This window comes from Micromonospora sp. AKA38 (assembly GCF_027925725.1).
Taxonomy (GTDB): domain Bacteria; phylum Actinomycetota; class Actinomycetes; order Mycobacteriales; family Micromonosporaceae; genus Micromonospora.
This window is the reverse complement of record NZ_BNEI01000003.1, coordinates 289242-306091: the sequence shown is the minus strand read 5'-3', so window position 1 is coordinate 306091 and position 16850 is coordinate 289242. Positions and strand designations below refer to the sequence as shown.

The following is a 16850-nucleotide window of genomic DNA, read 5'->3' as shown; positions in this document are numbered from 1 at the left end:
GCCACGGCCGCGTCGCCGTGGCGCCGCAGGGTGGATCAGGCGGCGGCGTGGGTGCGGCGCAGCAGCTCCGCCACGGTGCTGCCGGCGAGCACCGGGTCCAGCGGGTGGGTCAGCGTGGCGTCGACCTCGGCGTACGCGGCGAGCCAGCGGTCCGCGGCGCGGGCCAGCACCACGCAGGTCGGCGGCGCGTCGTCCCGGTCGTCCTTGATCTGCCGGGCGATGCCGATGCCGCCGCCCGGGCTCGCCTCGCCGTCGAGCAGGAGCAGGTCGATCTCGTAGTCGTCGACCAGCCGGACGCAGCCGGCGTAGTCGGACGCCTCGACGAACTCGATCTCGATGCCGGGCGCCGGCCGGGTGCCGACGGCGAGCCGCATCCGGTCCCGGACCTTCGGGTCGTCGCTGTAGAGCAGGACGGTGCAAAGACGATCGCTCATCGTGACGTGGCTCCCACCTCGTAGCTGCCCGCTGATCGTAGCGGTCGTCACATTCCGCCGGTGGGCCCGGTCCCGGCCCCGGCGTTCGCCTCGGCCGCGCGCTGGCGGGCCTCCTGGCGGTCCAGCTCGCGGTCCAGCCGGCGGGCCTCACGCTCCGACTGTTTGATCCACTGCACCACCAGCACGGCCAGCATGGTGACGCTGACGAACTCGCCGCCGGCCCAGAGGACGCCGCCGGCGACCACCTGGTCGTTGCGCGGATCGGACCAGGCCAGGTTCAGCGACGGGTACCAGTCGCCGCCGAGCAGCGTGGTGCTCTGCATGATGGTGAGCCCGAGCACGGTGTGGAACGGCACCGAGAGCAGCATGAGCAGCGCACGGGCCGGGTACGGCCAGCGCCCGGGCAGTGGGTCCAGGCCGAGCAGCGGCCAGAAGAAGACGCAGCCGGTCATGATGAAGTGCGCGTGCACCAGCTCGTGCGCCCACTCGTGGCGCAGCGTGAACTCGTAGAGGTTGGTGAAGTAGAGCACGAACGGGTTCGCCACGAAGATGGCGAACGCCACCAGCGGGAAGGTGTAGACCCGGGCCACCCGGCTGTGCACGACCGCGAGCAGCCGCTTGCGGGGCCGCACCGGCAGCGTGCGCAGCGCCAGCGTCACCGGGGCGCCCAGCGCCAGGAAGATCGGCGCGATCATCGACAGCACCATGTGCTGCACCATGTGCACCGAGAGCAGCGCGGTGTCGTACGCGCCGAGCCCGCTGACCGTGACCGCGGCGATGCCGCCGAGCCCGGGGCCGAGGAACGCGACGGTACGCAGCACCGGCCACCGGTCGCCGCGCAGCCGCAACCGGTGCACCCCGTAGAGGTAGAGCCCGGCGGCGAGCACCAGGCCCAGCGTGAGCCAGCTCTCCAGCCGGGTCTCGGTGAGCACCCGGGCCACGGTGAACGGCGGTGGGGCGGCCTCGCCTCCCGCCGCCAGGGTCGCCGGGGCGGCGGCCGAGGTGACGGCGAGGATCTGATCGACGTGCAGCACGCTTTTCAGGGTAGGTCAGGCGAAGCGGACGACCACGATCGGGCCACTGCGGGCACCGGTTTGCCACCCCGCTGATCGTCGGTCCCGGTCAAGGGCAATAATGACCGCGTGACTGCGGCCCCAGCCATTGACAAGAGCCGGATCCACTCCCTGACGCGGCCGAACATGGTCAGCGTCGGGACGATCGTGTGGCTCTCCAGCGAACTCATGTTCTTCGCGGCGCTGTTCGCGATGTACTTCTCGATCCGCGCGGCGGCGCCGGAGCAGTGGGAGAAGCACACCGAGGTCCTCAACATCCCGTACGCGACCACCTTCACGGTGATCCTCGTGCTCTCCTCGGTGACCTGCCAGCTCGGTGTCTTCGCGGCCGAGAAGGGTGACGTCCACGCCCTGCGTCGGTGGTTCACGATCACCTTCGTGATGGGTCTGATCTTCGTGCTCGGTCAGGCGAACGAGTACCGGACCCTGGTGCACGAGGGCGTCAAGATCAACGAAGACGGTTTCGGGTCGATGTTCTACCTGACCACCGGCTTCCACGGTCTGCACGTGACCGGCGGGCTGATCGCCTTCATCATCTTCATGGTCCGCACCACCATGGGTCGGTTCACGCCGGCCCAGGCGACCTCGGCGATCGTGGTGTCCTACTACTGGCACTTCGTCGACGTCGTGTGGATCGGGCTGTACGCCATGATCTACTGGCTTCAGTGATCTTGGCGCGTTCCGAACCGCGCCGCTGCTCCGTCCCCTGAGACAAGGTCCAACCGGTTAAGGACACAGGTCATGACTTCTGACAACGACCGCCGACGCGGTCTGCTCGCGCGGCTGCGCGGGCGGCCCGTGGCGCGCAGCAGGGGCCGCCGCCGGCTGGGTGCCGCGGTCCGGCTGGCCGCCGCGCTGATGCTGGCCGGCGGCGCCTACACCGTCTTCGCCCCGGGGGTGCAGGCGCAGGACAACCCGCCGCTGACCGCCGCCGGTAACGAGGGCAAGGCGCTGTTCGATGTGAGCTGCGTGACCTGTCACGGTCGCAACGCCCAGGGCGTCGAGGGTCGGGGCCCGAGCCTGATCGGCGTCGGGTCGGCCTCGGTCGAGTTCCAGGTCGGCAGCGGCCGCATGCCGATGGCCCGGCAGGAGGCGCAGGCCATGCGCAAGCCTCCGCAGTTCACCGACGAGCAGGTGCGCCAGCTCGGGCAGTACATCCAGGAGCTCGGCGGCGGCCCGCAGGTGCCGTCGGGCAACCTGCGCGACGGCGCCAACATGGCCACCGGTGGCGAGCTGTTCCGGATCAACTGCTCGCAGTGCCACGCGTTCGGCGGCGGCGGTGGGGCGCTCTCCTCCGGCAAGTACGCCCCGAGCCTCAAGCCGGCCAGCGACCGGCAGATCTACGCCGCCATGCTGAGCGGCCCGCAGAACATGCCGGTGTTCGGCGACAACCAGATCACTCCGCAGGAGAAGGCGGACATCATCGCCTACATCCAGGAGACGCTGAAGAGCGACCAGGACCAGGGTGGTTTCAACCTGGGCCGGTACGGCCCGTCGACCGAGGGTCTGGCGATCTTCCTGGTCGGCATCGTCGCGCTGGTCTTCGCGAGCCTGTGGATCGCGGGCAAGTCGTGACCGAGGCGAACATCTGTATCATTGCCCTGGTGCCGGCCACCGGCGCCACGCGTAGCGAGGTGACGGCATGAGCACCCACACCGAGCACCAGGCCCCGCAGGGTCCGGAGCCGGTCGACGTGTACGACCCCCGGCTCTCCCGGTTCGACATCGTCCAGGAGGGCGCCCGGCGGGACGACATCGAGATCGTCCACTACGAGGAGCAGGTCGTCCCGGGCAGCAAGGCGGAGCGCCGGCTGACCCGCACGGTCGCGCTGATGTTCCTGCTGACCGGCGTCGCCGCCACCGCCTTCCTGGTGATCTACATCTGGTGGCCGTGGCAGTGGGAGGCCGGTCGCGGCGGCGACAAGCTCTACACGCCGCTGCTCGGCCTGACCCTGGGCGTGGCCCTGCTCGGCATCGGCTTCGGCATCCTGACCTGGGGCAAGAAGCTGCTGCCCAAGGAGGTCTCGATCCAGGACCGGCACGACCAGGGCGGCAACCCGGAGGATCGCAAGATCACCGGCGAGACCATGCTCTACCTGGCCGACGAGCTGGGTGTGAAGCGGCGTCCGCTGCTCGGCATCTCGCTGCTGGCCGGCCTGGCGCCGGTCGGCGCGGTCGCCGCGGCGCCGCTGATCGGTGGTCTGATCGAGCAGCCGCACAAGAACAACCAGATGTTCACCACCGGCTTCGCGCCGGCCGAGGGTGGTGAGAAGATCCGGCTGATCCGCGAGGACGGCCGGCCCATCCGCCCGGCGGACGTCAGCGTCGGCGGCCAGCTCACCGTGTTCCCGGGCATCGAGGGCGGCGTCAGCAACCGGCACGCCGACTCCCCGACCCTGCTGATCCACCTGCGCGAGGACGACGCGCAGAAGTCGCGCGCGGCCAACGAGCGCAAGGGCCGCGGCGACTACATGTGGGGCAACTACGTCGCGTTCTCCAAGATCTGCACGCACGCCGGTTGCCCGGCCAGCCTCTACGAGCAGCAGACCAACCGGCTGCTCTGCCCCTGCCACCAGTCCCAGTTCCTCATCACCGACAACGCCAAGCCGATCTTCGGCCCGGCGAACCGGCCGCTGCCGCAGCTGCCGATCGAGGTGGACGAGGAAGGCTTCTTCGTGGCGAGGTCCGACTACACCGAGACCATCGGTCCCGACTTCTGGGAGCGGCCATGAAGCGCCGAAAGTTCGATGCGGCCGCGCTGCCGGCCAAGACCGCCGGGGCGGTGGACGACCGTTTCCAGGTCGCCACGCCGCTGCGCAAGCTGCTGAACAAGGTCTTCCCCGACCACTGGTCCTTCCTGCTCGGCGAGATCGCGTTGTTCTCGTTCGTGGTGCTGTTGCTGACCGGTGTGTTCCTGACCTTCTTCTACGAGCCGGCGATGACCGAGGTGACCTACGACGGCAGCTACGCGCCGCTGCGGGGCACCCCGATGTCGGCCGCGTACGCCTCCAGCCTGGACATCTCGTTCGACGTCCGGGGCGGTCTGATCATGCGGCAGATGCACCACTGGGCGGCCCTGCTGTTCATGGCCGCGATCGTGGTGCACATGCTCCGGGTCTTCTTCACCGGCGCGTTCCGCAAGCCGCGTGAGACCAACTGGATCATCGGCTCGCTGCTGTTCTGGGTCGGCTTCCTGGCCGGCTTCACCGGCTACTCGCTGCCCGACGACGGCCTCTCCGGCACCGGCCTGCGGATCGCCTCCGGCATCATCCTGTCGATCCCGGTGGTCGGTTCCTGGGTCAGCTCGTCGATCTTCGGCGGCGAGTTCCCCGGCATGATCATCATCAGCCGCTTCTTCATCGCCCACGTGCTGCTCATCCCGGGCCTGCTGGTGGCGCTGATCAGCGTGCACCTGGGCCTGGTGTTCAAGCAGAAGCACACCCAGTGGCCCGGCCCCGGCCGGACCAACGAGAACGTGGTCGGCGAGCGGATGTTCCCGCGCTACGCGCTCAAGCAGGGCGGCTTCTTCATGGTCGTCTTCGGCGTGATCGCGCTGATGGGTGGCCTCTTCCAGATCAACCCGATCTGGTATTTCGGCCCGTACGAGGCGTGGGTGGTCTCGGCGGCCAGCCAGCCCGACTGGTACGTCATGTTCCTCGACGGCTCGACCCGACTCATGCCGGGCTGGGAGATCCACATCCCGATCGGCAACGGGTACGTCATCCCGCCGCTGTTCTGGCCGACGGTCGTGCTCCCCGGCATCCTGGTGGGCCTGTCGACGATGTACCCGTTCCTGGAGGCCCGCCGCCTCAAGGACTACAAGCACCACAACCTGCTCCAGCGGCCCCGGGACGTGCCGGCCCGGACCGCGGTGGGCGCGATGGCGGTCGCCTTCTACGTCGTGCTGACGCTCTCCGGCGGCAACGACGTGATCGCCGACAAGTTCCACATCAGTTTGAACGCGATGACGTGGGCCGGCCGGGTCGGTCTGCTGGTCATCCCGCCGCTGGCCTACTACGTCACCTACCGGATCTGCCTGGGTCTCCAGCAGCACGACCGGGAGGTGCTGGCCCACGGCGTGGAGACCGGCATCATCAAGCGGCTGCCCGACGGTCGGTTCGTCGAGGTCCACCAGCCGCTCACGTCGGCGGACGGGCACGACGGCCACGTGCCGGCGCTGGACTACGTCGGCTGGGTGGTGCCGAAGAAGATGAACCGGCTCGGTGCCCTCGGGCCCGCCATCCGGGGCTTCTTCTACCCGATCGAGAAGCCGGCCGAGGCGCCGGTCTCCCCGGGCCACCCGCCGGTCGAGCCCCGAGGAGAGCGGAAGGAGGTCGGCAGCGGCGAGAGCCGACGCTGACCCTTCCGGGTACGACTGACCGTGGCGCCCGCCGGATTCCTCCGGCGGGCGCCACGTCCGTTTCTCCGCCCGATCGGCGGATCGGTGCGCCCCGGACGGGTGGAATCGCAGGAATAACCCCGGTCAGCCGGGTATCCGTGCGGTCCGACGTCTCATGGGGGAGGAACGCATGTGGGGAATCAAACGCCTGGGTCTGCTGGCTGCGCTGGTGGTCGTGGGGCTGGCGCCCGCCACCGCGGCTCAGGCCGCGGCGCAGCCGTCGACGCAGGACACCCAGTATCTGCAGGCGGTGCACCAGGTCAACCTGTTCGAGATCACCGCCGGTAACCTGGCCCAGCAGAAGGGCCAGAACCAGCAGGTCAAGGACCTGGGCAAGATGTTCGTCACGGACCACACCCAACTGGACCAGACGGTCAAGTCGACCGCGCAGCAGCTCAACGTGCAGTTGCCGGCCGACCCGACCGCCGACCAGCAGAAGGTCCTCGACAAGCTGAACGGGCTCAACGGCGCCCAGTTCGACAAGGCGTGGGTGACCGCCCAGCTCGCCGGCCACGTCCAGGCCATCCAGGCCACCCAGACGGAGATCTCGCAGGGCTCCGAGCAGTCGGTGGTGCAGCTCGCCCAGGACGCGCTGCCGGTCCTGCAGGCGCACTACGACGCGTTGGTGGCGCTGGCCCAGACGCTGGGCGTCCCGGTGCCGCAGACCAGTGCCAGCGGTACGGCCAGCCCGGGCGGCACCACGTCGCCGGCACCGGGCGGCACCGAGTCGTCCGCGCCGGGCGGCACCGGAACCGAGGAGCCCGCTCCGGGCACCACGGAGACCCCGGCGCCCGCGCAGAGCTGACCCGACCGCACGACCGACGGTGGCCGGTCCGCCCCTCGCCGGGGTGGGCCGGCCACCGGCGTGTCAGTCGGCGCTGGCCAGCCCGATCGCGAACGCCTCCTCCAGGTCGTGCTGCGAGTAGGCCCGGAACGCGATGTGCGACTCGGTGTTGAGCACACCGGGCACCTTGGAGATGCTCCCGGCGATGACCTGGGCGATCTGCTCGAACTCGCGGACCCGGACCATGGCGATCAGGTCGACGTGCCCGGCCACCGAGTAGACCTCGCTGACGCCGGGCAGGGCGGCCAGGTTCTCGGCCACCTCGGGGATGGAGTCGGTGGCGCAGTCGATCAGCACGATCGCGGTGATCACGGGACGTTTCTCCGTTCGTCGGCGACGAGCCCCATGCTAGAGCCCACGCTGGTCACCGCGCGGCCGGGACGGTCAGGTCGGCGCCGGCCCGGATCACGCCGTCGAGGCGTTCCCCGGCGGCGACCGTCGCGCCCGGCCAGATCACCGACCGGTCGACCGCGCCGTGGACCCGCGCGCCGGCGCCGACCACCGAGCGGGTGACCGGCCCGTCCACCGTCGCGGACGGGTCGACCAGCCCGGCCGGACCGGCGGCGTGCAGGTTGGCGGCCAGGTAGTCGGCCGGTGTGCCGGTGTCGTAGAACGTCCCCCGGTAGCGGACCACGGTCAGCGCCCCGGCCGCCTCGGCCGGCCGCCACACCGCCCGGACCAGCTCGTCGAACGTGGCCGGCAGGTCCCGGACCAGCCGCCAGGGCAGCAGCGACAGACCGGCGAAGCGGTGGCCGGCGAAGGTGCCGGGGGCGGCCGGATCGTCCGCCGGCCGACCGAGCAGGCGTACGCTCCGCCCGTCCCAGCCGTCGCACAGCGCGGCCACGTCGGGGCCGGGTGGCGCCGCCGGGTCGGCCAGGTACGCGTCGGCGTTGGCGACCAGCACGCCCCGCCCGGCGATCCAGTCGCGCAGCCGGCCGACGCCGCCGGCGGTGCCAAGCGGTTCGCCCGGTTCGACGGAGAGGTGGGCCCGGTCGCCGACCCACGCGGTCACCTGGTCGCCCAGGTAACAGGCGTTCACCGCGACCAGTTCGGGGCCGGTCAGGCCGAGGCCGGCGAGCCGGGCCAGGGCCCGGTCGAGCAGCGGCACGTTGCCGACCGGGCAGAGCGCCTTGGGCACCCGCTCGGTGAGCGGGCGCAACCGGGTGCCGGCGCCGGCCGCCAGCACCACCGCGCACACCTCGACCCCGCGTGCCGGACCGGACGAGTCGGGGACCGGTGCGTTCACGCGCTCGGTGGCGTCGCCGGCGGGACCTCGCCGGCGCGCGGGCCGATGCCGTAGTAGGCCAGCAGGTTGGCGGTGGCGCGGCTGAGCCGGGGCAGATCGTCGAGCGGGTGCCAGGCGGCCTCCAACACCTCGGCCCCGTCCACCTTCAGCGTGGTGCTCGACGCCGGCACCGTCACCTCGAAGACCACGTCCACCCAGCCCTTGGCGTGCACCACCGCGTTCGGCACCGCGGGCCGGAGCCGGTCGGGGGAGAGCCGGACGCCGGACTCCTCGTGCAGCTCCCGGGCGGCGCCGACCACCGGGGGCTCACCGCGTTGCAGCAGGCCGGCGGGGAGGCTCCAACTGTGGCCGGGGGGTTGGCGCAGCAGCAGGATCCGTCCCGCGCCGGCGGCCTCCGCGTCCCTGACCAGCGTGACCGCGCCGACGATGTACTTCGGCACGGCCAGCCGGACCAGCCGCCGCCGCAGCGGGACCGGCAACCGGTAGAAGAGGCGGTAGCCGAAGGCCCGTCCGGTGGCACGTGCGCGGGGGATCATGCGTTCAGGCTAGTGGCCGGCGGGTCGGCGGGGGCGAAGGCCCTTCACCTTACTGCCGGTGGTCGACCAGGTCGATGAGCTGCTGGACCACCGCGTCCGGCTCGACCGAGCGGTCGAAGACCGCGACCAGCAGCGTCTCCAGGTCGGGATAGCCCAGTTCCTCGGAGAGCCGCAGCAGGGGCAGGTCGCTGGCCAGGCCCCGGTTGTGCTTGCGCAGCGCCAGGCCGATCGAGGCGCGGCCGAGCCGGACCTTGTCGGCGATCGAGATGCCCGGCTCGGTGTGCTCGGCGAACCACCTGTTGATCTGCATCTGGGCGTGCGGGGACTTGACGAAGCCCAGCCACTCCCGGCGCGGACCGCGGGGCGCGACGTCGGCCTCGAAGCCGCTCTCCGCGTCGCTCTCGGTGAAGATCTCCACCACGTCGCCCTCCTCCAGCTCGGAGGAGAGCGGGGCCAGCCGGCCGTTGATCCGGGCGGCGAGGCAGTGGTCGCCGCGTTCGGTGCCCAGCTCGTACGCGAGGTCGACCGGGGTGGCCCCGGCCGGCAGCACCAGCTGGCGACCGTCGGCGACCACCTGGATCTGCGCCTCCGCCAGGTCACAGCGCAGTGACGCCATGAACTGGGTCGGGTCGACCGTGTCCTGCTCCCAGTCGAGCACCCGGCGCAGCCAGGCCAGCTCGTCCGCCCGGTCGGCGGCCCGGCCGGCGGCGCGCGGGAAACGGTAGTGGGCGGCCACGCCGTACTCCGCGGAGCGGTGCATCTCGGTGGTGCGGATCAGCACCTCGACCGTGCGGTCCTGCGGGCCGCAGACGCTGGTGTGCAGCGACCGGTAGAGGTTGTTCTTCGGTGAGGCGATGAAGTCCTTGAAGCGGCCCGGAACCGGTCGCCAGAGCCCGTGCACGGCGCCCAGCGCGGCATAGCAGTCGGTCGCCGGGCCGTCCACCACGATGGCGATGCGGGGCAGGTCGTACGGGGCGGCGTGGCCGCCGGCGACGGTGTCCTTCCAGATCGAGTAGAGGTGCCGCGGGCGGGGGGAGACGTCGGCGTCCACCCGGCTGCGGCGCAGCGCCGCCCGGGTGCGGGCCACCACGTCGGCGAGGTAGGCGTCCCAGCCGGGCCGGTCGTGCACGAACCGGGCGATCCGCGCGTGCTCCTCGGGCCGCAGGTGCAACAGCACCACGTCGTCCAGCTCGCGTTTGAGCGTCTGGATGCCCAGCCGGTCGCAGAGCGGGACCAGCACGTCGAGGGTCTTGCGGGCGATCCGCTCCCGCGAGGCGGCGGAGCGGACGCCGAGCGTCCGCATGTTGTGCAGCCGGTCGGCCAGCTTGATGACCAGCACCCGGACGTCCTTGCCGGCCGCCACGATCATCTTGCGGACGGTCTCCGCCTCGGCGGCCTTGCCGTAGAACGCCTTGTCGAACTTGGTCACGCCGTCGACCAGGTGGGCCACCTCGCGGCCGAAGTCCTCCTGGAGCGCCTGGAGCGTGTAGCGGGTGTCCTCCACCGTGTCGTGCAGCAGCGCGGCGACCAGCGTGGTGGTGTCCATGCCGAGGTCGGCGCAGATCTGCGCCACCGCGAACGGATGGGTGATGTAGGGCTCGCCGCTCTTGCGGAACTGGCCGCGGTGCATGTTCTCGGCGATCGTGTACGCCCGGCGCAGCACCGAGACGTCGGCGCTGGCGTGGATGCCGCGATGGGCGCGGACCAGCGCGGTGACCGGGTCGCCGTCGGCGGTGGGCCAGGTGAGCAGTGAACGCAGCCGGCGGGTGAGCGGTAGCTCGCCCTGGTTCGGAAGGGCGCCGCCCAGGGCGGCGCCGTGTCCGGCGTCGACGTCCACCTGGGACACCTCCTCACCCGGCCCGCGGTCACCGGGGCCGGTGACCGGGAGCAGACCCGCGAATCGGGCAGTGCTGCACTTCTTCAACAGCCTAAGGGAGTCGGCGTCGTCCGATCGGACACTTGGTCATGAGCGTTCGGTCGAGAGTTGGTGGGATCCGCCGTTCTCGGCCTTCGCCAGAAGGTCGCGGAAGCGCCCCGCGCCGGCCACCGGCGAGGCCCATCCGGCGGTGCTCTCGACCAGTCGCGTCTCCGGCCGCTCCAACCAGGACAGGATCCGCTCGGTCTCCTCGGCGGTGGCCGCCGGCACCGGACCGTGCCCGGGCAGCACCGTCTCGGCGGTGGCCCGGATCGCCGCGATGGTCGGTCGTGGGTGGACACCGGGTGGCGACACGCCGGCCCCGGCGAGCCGCCCGTGTCGGACCAGCGCCAGCTCCCAGCCGCCCCGGGCGGCGGGCCGGGCGGCGGCCAGCTCGGTGATGCCGGTCAACGCCGCCAGGCGCTGCATCCGGACCGCCGCGCGCAGCACCGCGACCAGCCGGCCCCGTGCCACCGCCGCCTCCTCGTAGCGCTGGGCGGCGGACAGCACCTCGATCCGGGCGAGCAGGGCGTCGACCACCACGGCGGGATCGTCGCGGGTGGCGGTGCGGAACGGGGTGGCGGCGGCGTGTTCGTACTCCTCCGGGGTGATCCGGTGCTCGCAGGGCGCCGGGCAGCGACCCAGCTCGGCCAGCGCGCAGGCCGGCATGGTGGTGCGTCGGGAGAGCCGGTGGGTGCACTGACGCAGCGGCACCGCGTCGTGGAAGCCGGCGGCGGCCAGCTCCGCGGCCTGTTTGGACCGGAACGGGCCGAGGTAGGCGGTGTCGGTGGGGCCGAGGTCGCGGACGACCGACAACCGGGGGTACGCCTCGTCGGTGAGCTTCAGCCAGACCTGGCGCTCCGGGTATTTCGACCGGCGATTGTACGGCGGGGCGTGCGCGGCGATCAGCCGCAGCTCGCGGACCTCGGCCTCCAGCGAGTGGGCGCACTCGACCGCCTCCACCCGCTCGGCGGCGGCCAGCATCTCGGAGATCCGGGCCCGTTTCTCGCCGGCGGTGAAGTAGCTGCGCACCCGGGTGGCGATGTCGACGGACGTGCCGACGTAGAGCGGTCGGTCGTCGGCGGCCCGGAAGATGTAGACGCCGGGCACCTTCGGCAGCCCTTCGGCGAGGTGCCGCTTGCGGCGCTGGGTCGGGGTGACCGCCCGCGCGAACTCGATCGCCTCGCCGATCGTGTCGACCCGGTGCCCGCCCAGGCGGCCGATCAGCCCGTGCAGCACGTCGACGGTGGCCTTGGCGTCGTCGAGCGCCCGGTGGGTGGGCTGGGTGGCGGTGCGGAAGTAGCCGGCCAGCGTGCCCAGCTTGCGGTTGGGCACCTCGTCGCGGGTGAGCACCCGCCGGGCCAGCGCGGCGGTGTCCAGCACCCGCGGGTTGGGCCAGCGGTAGCCGTGCTTCGCGCAGGCGGCCTTGAGGAAGCCCACGTCGTACGGGGCGTTGTGGGCGACCAGCACGGCGTCGGTGAGGAACTCCAGGAAGCTCGGCAGCACCTGCTCGATCGGCGGGGCGGGCACCAGCATCGCCTGGGTGATCCCGGTCAGCACGGTGATGAACGGCGGGATCGGCACGCCCGGGTTGACGAGCGTGGCGAGCACGCCCAGCTCCTCGCCGCCGCGGACCTTCACCGCGCCGATCTCGGTGATCCCGCCGCCGTCCGGCGCGCCGCCGGTGGTCTCCAGGTCGACCACCACGAAGGTGGTCGCGTAGAGCGGCAGCGCGGGGTCGACGCCGCCGCCCGCCGCCCGGTCCAGACCGGCCAGCGACTCCTGGACGTACTCCGTTCCCGTCACCAGCGGGACGGTAACGGCACGGTCCGACACTCGCGTCACTCCGGCCCCGCTGATACCACGGGGGTACGATGAGAGATCGGCTCACTCACCGGGCGGTGGGCCCGTTCGGGGTGGGAGACTTGCCACATGCCCCTCACCGAGCCGCACGACGACCGCTCCTCCGCGGAGGAGCCGGTGGTCGGCGCGCCCGAGCCCGGTGAGGACCCGTCGCCGCCCGAGCCCGAGCCCACGCTCCCCGAGCCGGTCCGCCAGCGGATCGTCACGCTGACCGCCGCGGTCCTGCCCGGCCTGCCCGCCGACGAGGTGCCGGTGCCGCTGCGCCGGGTCGCCAAGTTCGCCCCCAACCGCCGTGCCCGGCTCGGCGCTCCGGTGATCGCCGCCCAGCTCACCGCCGACCCGCTGTTCCGGCAGCGGGTCACCGCCCGGGTGCTGGCCGACGCCGGTGACCTCGGCGCGGCGGTGGTGGAGGGCACCGCGCCGGCCGCCGCCGACCCGGTCGAGGTGGCCGCGCTGGCCTACCTGGCCCGGCCCCGGGGCTGGCGCGAGCTGATCGAGGCCAGCGGCGAGGCGGTGCGCGCCGAGGCGGACAGCGCGGTCGTGGCCGAGCTGGTCCGGGAGGCCGAGCAGCGGGCCACCCGCGCCGAGCACGACCGGGCGGTGGCCCGGGTCGAGGCCGAGAAGCTCCGCGACGAGCTGGCCCGGGTCCGCGAGGAGCTGGGCCAGCTCCGCGAGGAGGCCCGGCAGTTGGCCCGTACCCTGCGGGAGACCCAGGCCCGGGAGCGCCGGGCCACCGAGCTGCTGGCCACCGAACGGGGCCGGGCGGCCCGCGCGGCGGCCGACGCGGACGCCGAGCTGCGCCGCGCCCGGGCCCGGCTGGCCGAGGCGGAGGCCGCCGCCGGGGTGGCCCGGGCCAGCGCCAAGGAGGCCCGCTCCGTCGACGACGCCCGGCTGTGGCTGCTGCTGGAGACGATCGGGCAGGCCGCGGTCGGGTTACGCCGGGAGCTGGCACTCGACCCGGTGGACACGCTGCCGGCGGACTTCGTCGCCGACGCGTTCGCCGACCAGCCGGGCGCCGCCCAGGTCGGACCGGCGACCCGGGCCCGCGACACCGACGACCCGGCCCGGCTCGACCAGCTCCTCGCGCTGCCCCGGGCGCACCTGGTGGTGGACGGCTACAACGTCACCAAGCGCGGCTTCGGGGAGATGTCGCTGGAGCAGCAGCGCAAGCGGCTGATCACCGGGTTGGGCGGGATCGCGGCGCAGACCGGGGACGAGGTCACGGTGGTCTTCGACGGCGCCGAGCGGATCCACGGGCTGCCGCCGGCGCCGCGCGGCGTGCGGGTGCTCTTCTCCCGCAAGGGCGAGACGGCGGACGAGCTGATCCGGCGGCTGGTCCGCGCCGAGCCGGCCGGCCGGCCGGTGGTGGTCGTCTCGTCGGACCGCGAGGTCGCCGACGGGGTACGCCGGCACGGCGCGTACCCGCTGGGCGCCGACTCGCTGCTGCGCCGGCTCGCCCGCTCCTGACCCGCTCGCGCCGCTTCGGCGGACTGGTGACTGGATGATCGTTTTCGGGGTGGGTGCTGCCTCGTTGTCCGGTTCTGTCGTACCCGACGCATAGCCTTCCGGTGACCGACGGTGGTGGACCCTTCCCCGACCGCCACCGGCGACCGCGTCAGGAGGCGTTCATGCTCATCGACTGCGACGGCTGCGGCATCCGCGGCGCCGGCTGCGCCGGGTGCCTGGTGACCGCGCTGCTCGACGCCGACTCCCCGGCGGCCGACCTGGGCCCGGCCGAGCACCGGGCGATCGAGGTGTTCGCCCGGGCCGGCTTCGACGTGGAGGTGCTGCCACCGGCGGCCACCCCCGCATCCGCACCCGCACCCCACCGCGCCACCCGCCGCCGGGTGGCCTGACCCCGCCGGCCGTCGTCCACAGCCCCACCCAGGCGGCGGCGCCCGGGCACCGGGCCGTCCCGCCGCGCCCGGGCCATAGGATGGGCGGTCACAGCGGGAGGGAGCGGCATGACGCGGACGGGTGGCGACGGCGGGGTGGGGCGGTGAGCCCGCGCGGCTGGGCGCTGCTGACCCTGGCCGGGCTGGCGGTGGCGCTCGTCGTCACCGTGGCGCTGCTGGTGCCGTGGAGCCGGCCGCCGGCGCCCCGCGCCGACCAGCTCGCCGCGTTGCGGGCGCTCCCGGTCGAGCAGGTGGCCCGAGGCCGGGCGTTCAGCGGCGCGTTGCGCCCGGCCGGCTGGTCGGCGCTCGTGGTCGGTCTGGTGGTGGCGCTGCTGCTCGGGCTCACCCCGCTGGGCGGGCGTCTGGTCGAGCTGGCCGGCCGGCCCTTCGGCGGGCACTGGGTGGCCCAGGCCGTGCTCGGCGGGTTGGGCGTCATGTTCCTCGCCGACCTGCTCACCCTGCCGTTCGCGGCCTGGCGGCGCACCGTGCTGGTCCGCTACGGGCTGAGCACCCAGGGCTGGGGCGGCTGGACGGTCGACCTGCTCAAGTCGTACGCGGTCAGCGCGGTCATCGGCGCGCTCGTCCTGCTCGCCTTCTACTCGGTGGTCCGGCTCGCCCCCCGGTGGTGGTGGGCGTACGGCGCGGCCGGCGCCGCCGCCCTGGTGGTGATCCTGTCGTTCGTGCTGCCGGTGCTCGTCGAACCGGTGTTCAACAGGTTCACCCCGATGGAGCCTGGCCCGCTGCGCACGGAGCTGACCACCATGGCCGCCCGGGACGGCGTCCCGGTCCGCGACGTGCTGGTCGCCGACGCGTCCCGGCGGACCCGGGCGGTGAACGCCTACGTCTCCGGGCTCGGGCCGACCCGGCGGGTGGTGGTCTACGACACGCTGCTGCGCGAGGCGGAACCGGCGGAGGTGACAAGCGTGGTCGCCCACGAGCTGGGGCACGCCAAGGACCGCGACGTCTGGACCGGCACGCTGATCGGCGCGTTCGGCGCCGCCGCCGCGGTGGTGGCGCTGTACCTGGTCGGCTCCTGGGCCCCGCTGCTGCGGCTGGCCGGCGTCGACTCCATCGCCCAGCCGCGGGCGTTCCCGCTGCTCGTCGCGCTGGTCACGGTGGTCGGGCTGGTGGCCACCCCGGTGCAGGCGCTGGTCTCCCGACGGGTGGAGGCCCGGGCCGACGCGCACGCGCTGGCGCTCACCGGCGACCCGGCGACGTTCGAGGCGATGCAGCGCCGGCTGGCCGGGGTGAACCTGGCCGACCCCGACCCGCCGCGCTGGGAGTACCTGTGGTCGGCGTCCCATCCGTCCACCGTGGAGCGGATGGCCGCCGCCCGCGCCTACGCCAGGGAGCACGGCCGATGAGCCGCACCTTGCTGATCACCAACGACTTCCCGCCCCGCCCCGGCGGCATCCAGTCCTTCGTGCACAACCTCGCGGTGCGCCAGCCGCCCGGCTCGGTGGTGGTCTACGCGTCGAGCTGGCGGGACGCGGAGAAGTTCGACGCCGACCAGCCGTTCGAGGTGGTCCGGGAACGCACCCGGGTGCTGCTGCCCACGCCGCTGATCGCCCGTCGGGCGGCCCGGCTGGCCCGGGCGTACGACTGCGACACGGTGTGGTTCGGCGCGGCGGCGCCGCTGGGGTTGCTCGCGTCGGGGCTGCGCCGCCGGGCCGGGATCCGCCGGGCGGTGGCGCTGACGCACGGGCACGAGGTCGGGTGGGCCGCGTTGCCCGGCGCCCGGTCCGCGCTGCGACGCATCGGCCGGGGCGTGGACGTGACCACCTACCTCGGCGAGTACACCCGGGTGCGGCTGGCCCGGGCGTTGGACGGGCTGACCGAGCTGCGCCGCCTCGCGCCCGGCGTCGACGTGGAGACCTACCATCCCGGCGTCGACGGCGAGCCGGTCCGGGCGCGACTCGGCCTCGCCGACCGGCCGGTGGTGGTGTGCGTGTCGCGACTGGTGCCGCGCAAGGGGCAGGACGCGCTGATCCGGGCGCTGCCGGAGATCCGCCGCCGGGTGCCGGACGCCGCGCTGCTGGTGGTCGGCGGCGGGCCCTACCGGGCCACCCTGGAGAAGCTGGCCCGGCAGGCCGGGGTGGAGCGGGACGTGGTCTTCACCGGCTCGGTGCCCAGCGCCGAACTGCCCGCGCACTACGCCGCCGGCGACGTCTACGCGATGCCCTGCCGCACCCGCAACCGTGGCCTGGACGTGGAGGGCCTGGGCATCGTCTACCTGGAGGCGAGCGCGACCGGGCTGCCGGTGGTGGCGGGCGACTCCGGTGGCGCGCCGGACGCGGTCCGCGAGGGGGAGACCGGCTACGTGGTCCGGGGACGGGACGTCGCCCAGCTCGCCGACCGGGTGGCGACCCTGCTCGCCGACCGCGACCTCGCCCGTCAGCTCGGCGCGGCCGGCCGGGCCTGGGTCGAGCGGGAGTGGCGCTGGGAGACCCAGGCCGAGCGGATGGCCACGCTGCTCGCCGGCTGACCGGCGCCCGAGCGGTTCACCGGCCACCGCCGTCCCGTCTCCGCCTCACCCGTGCGCCGCTTCCCGCCCGGACACGTCGAGCGCGCCGCCCGCCCGCCCCCGAACCGCGTCCCGCCCCGAGGGCGAGGTCGTGGCACTCCGGGCGGACGGCGCGGGCTCGT

The 16850-nt window shown here is 73.2% G+C and carries 16 protein-coding genes; 9 read left to right on the top strand and 7 right to left on the bottom strand.

What is annotated here, in order from left to right:
• Positions 1-35: 35 nt before the first annotated feature.
• Both TPA0908_RS09785 and TPA0908_RS09780 read right to left on the bottom strand, forming a co-directional pair.
• Entirely contained in the window at positions 36-434 is a 399-nt protein-coding gene (locus TPA0908_RS09785) for a hypothetical protein (protein WP_281936740.1), read from the bottom strand.
• A gap of 47 nt (positions 435-481) precedes the next feature.
• Entirely contained in the window at positions 482-1468 is a 987-nt protein-coding gene (locus tag TPA0908_RS09780; protein ID WP_374709193.1) for a cytochrome c oxidase assembly protein, read from the bottom strand.
• Between the two features lie 108 nt (positions 1469-1576).
• Here TPA0908_RS09780 and ctaE point away from each other — a divergent pair, with 108 nt between their 5' ends.
• The 5 genes from ctaE (at position 1577) to TPA0908_RS09755 (ending at position 6710) form a co-directional block, all read left to right on the top strand.
• Positions 1577-2176: an aa3-type cytochrome oxidase subunit III gene (gene ctaE, locus TPA0908_RS09775; RefSeq protein ID WP_281936738.1), complete on the top strand. Its 600-nt coding sequence runs from the start codon at positions 1577-1579 to the stop codon at positions 2174-2176.
• Positions 2177-2248: 72 nt separating this feature from the next.
• Positions 2249-3082, top strand: a complete 834-nt coding sequence (gene qcrC, locus TPA0908_RS09770; protein ID WP_107159950.1) for a cytochrome bc1 complex diheme cytochrome c subunit — start codon at positions 2249-2251, stop codon at positions 3080-3082.
• A gap of 67 nt (positions 3083-3149) precedes the next feature.
• Positions 3150-4238 (top strand): cytochrome bc1 complex Rieske iron-sulfur subunit, encoded by a 1089-nt coding sequence (gene qcrA / locus TPA0908_RS09765; protein ID WP_281936734.1) that lies wholly within the window; start codon positions 3150-3152, stop codon positions 4236-4238.
• Complete coding sequence (qcrB, locus tag TPA0908_RS09760; protein ID WP_281936732.1) at positions 4235-5866, top strand: cytochrome bc1 complex cytochrome b subunit; 1632 nt, start codon at positions 4235-4237, stop codon at positions 5864-5866. Before qcrA ends, qcrB begins: the two co-directional genes overlap by 4 nt.
• A gap of 169 nt (positions 5867-6035) precedes the next feature.
• Positions 6036-6710, top strand: coding sequence for a DUF4142 domain-containing protein (locus TPA0908_RS09755; RefSeq protein ID WP_281936731.1), 675 nt, complete (start codon positions 6036-6038; stop codon positions 6708-6710).
• A gap of 63 nt (positions 6711-6773) precedes the next feature.
• On the opposite strand, the gene TPA0908_RS09750 is transcribed toward TPA0908_RS09755, so the two are convergent.
• From TPA0908_RS09750 to TPA0908_RS09730, 5 genes are all read right to left on the bottom strand, one after another.
• The gene (locus TPA0908_RS09750; RefSeq protein ID WP_107159942.1) at positions 6774-7061 is read right to left on the bottom strand and encodes an Lrp/AsnC family transcriptional regulator; all 288 of its coding nucleotides are present in this window, start codon (positions 7059-7061) and stop codon (positions 6774-6776) included.
• A gap of 52 nt (positions 7062-7113) precedes the next feature.
• Positions 7114-7995, bottom strand: a complete 882-nt coding sequence (locus TPA0908_RS09745) for a sugar phosphate nucleotidyltransferase (protein ID WP_281936730.1) — start codon at positions 7993-7995, stop codon at positions 7114-7116.
• Complete coding sequence (locus TPA0908_RS09740; RefSeq protein ID WP_281936729.1) at positions 7992-8531, bottom strand: NUDIX hydrolase; 540 nt, start codon at positions 8529-8531, stop codon at positions 7992-7994. The genes TPA0908_RS09745 and TPA0908_RS09740 overlap by 4 nt, the downstream gene beginning before the upstream one ends.
• A gap of 49 nt (positions 8532-8580) precedes the next feature.
• Positions 8581-10368 (bottom strand): RelA/SpoT family protein, encoded by a 1788-nt coding sequence (locus TPA0908_RS09735; protein WP_281936727.1) that lies wholly within the window; start codon positions 10366-10368, stop codon positions 8581-8583.
• 126 nt (positions 10369-10494) lie between these two features.
• Positions 10495-12252 (bottom strand): DEDD exonuclease domain-containing protein, encoded by a 1758-nt coding sequence (locus tag TPA0908_RS09730; protein WP_281936725.1) that lies wholly within the window; start codon positions 12250-12252, stop codon positions 10495-10497.
• Positions 12253-12378: 126 nt separating this feature from the next.
• Between TPA0908_RS09730 and TPA0908_RS09725 the strand changes: the two genes are divergently transcribed.
• From TPA0908_RS09725 to TPA0908_RS09710, 4 genes are all read left to right on the top strand, one after another.
• Complete coding sequence (locus TPA0908_RS09725) at positions 12379-13776, top strand: NYN domain-containing protein (RefSeq protein WP_281936723.1); 1398 nt, start codon at positions 12379-12381, stop codon at positions 13774-13776.
• 161 nt (positions 13777-13937) lie between these two features.
• Positions 13938-14165 carry a hypothetical protein gene (locus TPA0908_RS09720; protein WP_281936721.1) on the top strand — a complete coding sequence of 76 codons (228 nt, stop codon included), beginning with the start codon at positions 13938-13940 and terminating at the stop codon, positions 14163-14165.
• Between the two features lie 143 nt (positions 14166-14308).
• Positions 14309-15568, top strand: a complete 1260-nt coding sequence (locus TPA0908_RS09715) for a M48 family metallopeptidase (protein ID WP_281936719.1) — start codon at positions 14309-14311, stop codon at positions 15566-15568.
• Positions 15565-16689 carry a glycosyltransferase family 4 protein gene (locus tag TPA0908_RS09710; RefSeq protein WP_281936718.1) on the top strand — a complete coding sequence of 375 codons (1125 nt, stop codon included), beginning with the start codon at positions 15565-15567 and terminating at the stop codon, positions 16687-16689. Before TPA0908_RS09715 ends, TPA0908_RS09710 begins: the two co-directional genes overlap by 4 nt.
• Positions 16690-16850: the final 161 nt, after the last annotated feature.

Excerpts from the sequence above, each read along its gene's own strand:
- qcrC (WP_107159950.1), top strand. The coding sequence starts at position 2,249 with ATGACTTCTGACAACGACCGCCGACGCGGTCTGCTCGCGCGGCTGCGC.
- TPA0908_RS09720 (WP_281936721.1), top strand. The coding sequence starts at position 13,938 with ATGCTCATCGACTGCGACGGCTGCGGCATCCGCGGCGCCGGCTGCGCC.
- TPA0908_RS09755 (WP_281936731.1), top strand. The coding sequence starts at position 6,036 with ATGTGGGGAATCAAACGCCTGGGTCTGCTGGCTGCGCTGGTGGTCGTG.
- TPA0908_RS09725 (WP_281936723.1), top strand. The coding sequence starts at position 12,379 with ATGCCCCTCACCGAGCCGCACGACGACCGCTCCTCCGCGGAGGAGCCG.
- TPA0908_RS09710 (WP_281936718.1), top strand. The coding sequence starts at position 15,565 with ATGAGCCGCACCTTGCTGATCACCAACGACTTCCCGCCCCGCCCCGGC.
- TPA0908_RS09785 (WP_281936740.1), bottom strand. The coding sequence starts at position 434 with ATGAGCGATCGTCTTTGCACCGTCCTGCTCTACAGCGACGACCCGAAG.
- TPA0908_RS09740 (WP_281936729.1), bottom strand. The coding sequence starts at position 8,531 with ATGATCCCCCGCGCACGTGCCACCGGACGGGCCTTCGGCTACCGCCTC.
- qcrA (WP_281936734.1), top strand. The coding sequence starts at position 3,150 with ATGAGCACCCACACCGAGCACCAGGCCCCGCAGGGTCCGGAGCCGGTC.
- qcrB (WP_281936732.1), top strand. The coding sequence starts at position 4,235 with ATGAAGCGCCGAAAGTTCGATGCGGCCGCGCTGCCGGCCAAGACCGCC.